The following is a 2,102-nucleotide window of genomic DNA, read 5'->3' on the forward strand; positions in this document are numbered from 1 at the left end:
TGTGGTTGGAACACAATTCTCGTAGAACTAGACGGTTCTCATGTTCGTAATAACAATTACAGGCAAGGGAGGAGTAACCCTTGTCCCCCGTTTCTGATTAATTAGGGTTTGCTGAATAAGTCGGAGAAAAACAACTGATGGATTATTTAGTTATTTAAGCTTCAAAGAATAATGAGCTTTTGTTGTTGATAATTACTTCAATTATAAGCGGGATTAATACTTGTCTCCAAAATCTGGCATGATGGCAGTAGAACACAGAAAAAAAGACAAAAAAACTGCCGCAGCAGGGCGGACAAGTTCATGACTAAAAAAGTAATAGCAATCGCTGTTTGTGAGGTATGAGGCAGTTTAGCCATGACTCGATTCAAGCTAAATCTTCGTTTTGAGATTCCAAATTTACCCTCAATTGAGTTACGAATCCTCTCGTCTTCTAGCGCTTGTTTCTTTTTTTCTTGGCTGACATGGATTGGGGGTCTTCCTAAGGGCGGTCCACTGATTCTGATTCCTCTGTCTTTACAGAAGGCTCGATTGGAGCGGGTTCGATAAATTCTATCAACATGTACCGATTCTGGATACACTCCTGTATACTGTTTAAAGGCTTCTACTTGGGTTTTTAAATCTACTGATTCATTAAAATTATCCCAGCTTATACGGTCTAAAAATGCATATCCATTTCTTAAACTTACTGATAATTTCGCTCCAAATTCCACAGGAGTTCCCGCTTTTCCTCTCACGATTGGACGGATATGAGGTTGGTTTAAACTGACTATTCTGTCGTCAATTCTCTGGAATTTATTCTCATACATCCATTGCTGTTGACGGTAAACTTCCGTAACCACCAGTAAGCTCTTATATTCTCTTTTGCTCAAAACATCAAGTGCCGCCCCTGTCTGCATTAGCTGCTCAATGTGGCCTAAGTTTCTTTTTATATATTGCAGTTGTTTTTTTATAGCTTTCCTTCTTTTTTTTCTTGACGGTCTCCGTTTTTTGGCGACTTCCAAGTAATTTTTACGAGCGAGGTTTCTATAAGTTTTTGGCTTTTTCTTTAGTTTGACTTTCAGCGCTTCATATAGAGTATCTATTATTTTTTCCGTTTTGACTCTGGCTTGATTTAATAGCTCCAAATCCTGGGGATAGCTGATATCGGCTGGGGAGCAAGTAGCATCTAAGATTAATTGACCTTGATTTCTGGACTCTATTGCTTCTTCCCTTTCTAATTTTGAGCTTTTTTTTTAGGTTCCTCCTCGGTTTCTTCCTGAATTTTCTTCACCATTCTTTGATTTATTTGATTGACTAAATTCACATTTATTCTTTCTCTAAATCTCACCAATAGTGAGGCATCAAAAGGGGCATCGTTGCTGTAATGATTTCTCCCTATAAAGTATTGTAAGTAAGGATTCTCTTTTATCTGTTCTACTGTTTCTCTATCGCTTGTTCCTAATCTTTCTTTGATTATTAATGAACCCAATGCCATCCGAAACGCTAGGGCGGGTGCCCCTATATCTTCGGCAAAGTTTTTGGCGTATTCCTCTTCAAATTCCTCCCACGGTATCAGATTCGCCATGATCACCCATCGGTTATCTTGTGATAACTTTCCTTCAAAGGGCAGTTCAAAGTTTTCTGGTGGGGTGGGCCAAGAGGAAGCTTTTCTGTACATTTTCCCTGCTCGGGGTACAAGGATTTTGTCAGATTTTACCAGATTTTCTGGTATCTGAGCAACTTTCAATACAGTTCAAAGTATTGATGGCTAAGGATTCCCGGTTTATTCAGCAAACCCTAAATATTCTCCAAGTGCTTGCGCACAGTTCCTTCACGGCAATTCAAGACTTCCGCAATCTCAATATTAGTTTTATCTTTAGCTATCCAGAACAGCACTTCTGTCTCGCGTTTAGTTAATCCTAGCAATTTCAGAGTAATAGTAGATAAAGATCGTGTTTTTTCCTGTATCAGCAATAGCTGTGGCTCTGTACTCAAATTAGGCAAGTGATCGGACTCTGTGAAATGTTTCTTATCACAAATTGAGATAACCCTTGGCTTTAATTGCATAGCACTCTGCAAATCTTCAAAAATAGCGAGACTTTATTATTTTACACGATCAACCA

Annotated in this window: 2 protein-coding genes; both read right to left on the reverse strand. The window is 38.7% G+C overall.

Annotated features, from left to right (window positions below; all coding sequences use genetic code 11):
• Positions 1-197: 197 nt before the first annotated feature.
• A protein-coding gene (locus F6K23_RS40215) for an IS5 family transposase (protein ID WP_375340831.1) occupies positions 198-1,657 on the reverse strand; the annotation gives its coding sequence in 2 pieces (ribosomal slippage) (positions 198-1,222 and positions 1,222-1,657; 1,461 coding nt in all).
• A 119-nt stretch (positions 1,658-1,776) separates the two neighbouring features.
• Positions 1,777-2,046, reverse strand: coding sequence for a helix-turn-helix transcriptional regulator (locus F6K23_RS42700; RefSeq protein ID WP_367267970.1), 270 nt, complete (start codon positions 2,044-2,046; stop codon positions 1,777-1,779).
• Positions 2,047-2,102: the final 56 nt, after the last annotated feature.

This window comes from Okeania sp. SIO2C9 (assembly GCF_010672455.1).
In the GTDB taxonomy this organism is placed as follows: domain Bacteria; phylum Cyanobacteriota; class Cyanobacteriia; order Cyanobacteriales; family Microcoleaceae; genus Okeania.